Genomic DNA, 3,121 nt, shown 5'->3' with positions numbered 1-3,121 from the left:
CCGCTGGCCCCCGCCCTCGCCGTCCTCCCATGCCCCTAAGCGCCGTGGCGGCCCTCTCTGCGCACGTGCACGCGGCAATCGGACAGTTGATCGCGTGGTTGCTCGGGGTACCCTGTGTGCCGTCGATAAGCGGCTCGCCGATGCCGGCGCCGGCATACGAGATGAAGTTGAGGACGCCGGTTGCAGTTCCGGACAGGCGACGGCCGAAGATGTCGGGGCATAACGCCCAGAACGACGACGCCGGACCAAACACGAAGAAGCCGCACAGGAACAGCCCGGCAATTCCGATCAGGCTGCCGTGAGGCACGAGTTCCATCGCGAGCGCGATGATCGCGGCCAGCACCATGTAGGAGATGATCGCGAGATAGCGCCGCGACTTGAACAGAACGTCCGAAATCCAGCTGTTGGTTGACGCGCCGAGCGCCATGCCGACCGGCAGCGCGACGGTGATCCAGACCGGGTCGATCACCGTCGCCGCCGATTTCCAGTTCGGACCGAGGAAGTGGACGGGGACCCAGACCAGCAGGGCATATCGCGCGGCGTTCTGAAATCCGATCGACAGGCCCGTCGCGTAGAGCCGCCAGTTCGAGAGCACGGCGCGATAGCGCGCGCCGCTTGTCTTGCTGTCGACCTCGCTATCGGCGTCCGCCTCCTCGGGCGACTTCTCGTCCGCCGGGCCCTTGAGGCCGAGATCCTCGGGCCGCTCGCGCACCACCAGGAACATGACGATGGCGCCGAACAGCATCAGGAACACCGACAAGCGGAATATCCAGCGCCAGTCGAGGCCAAGCGTACCGAGAATGATAATCGGAACGAAATAGGCGAGGACCGACGAAAAGCCGGACATGCCGACATAGAACGAATAGACGAAGCCGCGATGGCGGTGTCCCCACCAGTTCGAGAGCAGCCGGCTGCCCGGCGCGAAGCCCATGGCCTGGAAATACCCGTTCAGGCCCCACGCCAGCAGCAGGGCGACGAAGCTGTGTGACAGGCTCGTCGCCCAATTCGCCGCGAACGAGAGCACCGCCCCGGCGAGCATCATGACGCGGCCGCCCCATTTGTCGCCGAGGTTGCCGTTGATCGATTGGCCGAGCGCGTAGGCCCACAGCATCGAGGCGCTGACCCAGCCGAGCATTTCCTTGGAGAGCCCGAGCTCCTTCTGGATGCCGGGGATGGCAAAGCCGAAGGTTTGCCGTCCGAGGTAATAGAACAGGTAGCAAAAGGAGACGCCGAGCAGCGCCGTCCATTTGTAGCGCCGATACATCTGCGCCGCATCCGTTTCGGTTGCGAACGCCCGTGCAAAGGCCTGCCCTGTCTCGAGCATGGCGTATCCTCCCGTGTTTTCTGTTTTGGTTTATTGCGCGCCGTTCAGCGCAAACTCGAAGATGTCGAAGTTGCGCATGCGTCTGGTCTTTGCCAGCTTGCGATAGCTGTCATTCAGCTGGTGCGACAGGATGAAGGGCACGATCTGCTCGCTCAGTCCGCCATGCGACCTGAGGCGATGGCCGTCGAGTCCGCTGAGATCGTGCTCGGTGCGGGTCGAGCCGATCGTCGTGTGGGTGTCGCCGATGGCAACGAAATCCCCTTCGCGGTCGAGCGGCATCTGGTAGCGGCTTGCGGCGCTCGGCCCGTCGAGCACGAGTGCAATTCCCGGAATCGCCGCCGCCGCCTCCATGACCTCGGCAAGGTCGAGCCCCTTGCGCAGATAGACGCGCACGAAGGAGCCGAGCGCGCCGTGATGCTTCACGAACGGGTCGGTGATCGGACAGATCACGCGCGCCGCCTGCGCACCGAAGCGCCGGTTCAGTTCGTCCTCGAGGAAGACCACGCGCGGGGTCCCGTCCGCATTCGCCTTGTCGTTCATGCCATGATCGGCAATCAGGCCGACGACGGCGCCGAGCTCGGCAATGCGGCCTACCTTCTGGTCGACCGCGCGGTGAAAGGCATCCGCCTCCGCCTCGCCCGGGCCGTGCGCGTGCTGAACCAGGTCGGACAGCGAGAGATAGAGCAGCTCGGCGCGATCCTGCTCGAGAAGCTTGATGCCCGCATCGAGCACGAACAGTGACAGATCGGGGCTGTACATCTCGGGCGTCGGCCGGCCCACCAGGGCTTCGACGTCCTGAATGCCGTTGTCCGCCATCGTCGCGCTTCCGGCCTTTTCCGACGAGAAGCAGATGCCGCCCTCCATCCGGTGGCCGAGCATCTTGCGCAGCTTGTCCTTGGCGGTGACCGCGGCGACGCGAACGCCGGCGCGCGACATCTCGGCGAGGATGGTCGTTGCCCGCATCGGCGTGGCATCGACGATCATGATCTCCTTGCCGGTCTCGCGATCGAGATAATAATTTCCGGAGATCCCATGAACCGCCGGCGGTGCGCCGGTCACGATCGAGACGTTGTTGGGATTGGTGAAGGTCGGCATCGCGGCGTCGGCGAGGGTTGCGAACCCGCTTCGCATCATCCGCGAGATGTTCGGGAACACCTCCTTCGCGTTGGGGAAGTTGAGATAGCGCGGGTCGCAGCCGTCGAGGCAGATCACGACGGTGGGGCGCGTGGGCTTGCTGTAGGTTCGCGCGTTGACTTCGATCATGGATGGCTCCTTCCGGCCGAGGCCGATAAGCGGTTTCGGCGTGATCCTAGGAAGGCTGCTCGGAATTAAAATTGAATAATTTACCGTTTCATGTAACTTTCATTCCATGAAGCTGCGTGACCTTCCCTTGGTGTCGCTCCGGACATTCGCTGTCGTCGCGGAGACCGGCGGGGTCGCCGGAGCCGCGGAGGCTTTGGGCGTCACCCACAGCGCGGTCAGCAAGCAGGTCAAGCTGCTCGAACGTTGGCTGGGGCAGGCGCTCTTCACGTTGGAGGGCCGGAGGCTGGTGCTCACGCCTTTCGGCACGGTATTGTCGCGCGAGGTCGGGCGCGCGCTGGGGGATATTGCCGGTGCCTGCGCCTATGTACAGCGGCAGCGCGAGCGCCGCACGGTCACCATCGAAGCGCCCGCGACCTTTGCGATGTACTGGCTGTTACCGCACGTGAATCGCTATCGTGCGCAAAACCCTCGCACGGATGTCTGGGTTTCGACCCGCATGACCGGACAGCCGCCGAATTTCTCGGCGCATGATCT

3 protein-coding genes are annotated in these 3,121 nt (G+C 64.1%); 1 reads left to right on the top strand and 2 read right to left on the bottom strand.

Annotation, left to right across the window (positions count from 1 at the left end):
- Positions 1-1,324 (bottom strand): MFS transporter (locus tag FNJ47_RS45275; protein ID WP_163163163.1); only part of this gene is annotated, 1,324 nt, incomplete at its 3' end.
- 30 nt (positions 1,325-1,354) lie between these two features.
- Positions 1,355-2,587 (bottom strand): phosphonoacetate hydrolase, encoded by a 1,233-nt coding sequence (phnA, locus tag FNJ47_RS45270; RefSeq protein WP_163163161.1) that lies wholly within the window; start codon positions 2,585-2,587, stop codon positions 1,355-1,357.
- A 106-nt stretch (positions 2,588-2,693) separates the two neighbouring features.
- Here phnA and FNJ47_RS45265 point away from each other — a divergent pair.
- Positions 2,694-3,121 (top strand): LysR family transcriptional regulator (locus FNJ47_RS45265; RefSeq protein ID WP_163163159.1); only part of this gene is annotated, 428 nt, incomplete at its 3' end.

Source organism: Bradyrhizobium uaiense, assembly GCF_010811875.1.
In the GTDB taxonomy this organism is placed as follows: Bacteria; Pseudomonadota; Alphaproteobacteria; order Rhizobiales; family Xanthobacteraceae; genus Bradyrhizobium; species Bradyrhizobium uaiense.
The sequence above is the reverse complement of the archived record's forward strand: the minus strand, read 5'-3'. Positions and strand labels throughout refer to the sequence as shown.

Coding starts and splice junctions, on each gene's coding strand:
- phnA (WP_163163161.1), bottom strand. CDS start 2,587: ATGATCGAAGTCAACGCGCGAACCTACAGCAAGCCCACGCGCCCCACC.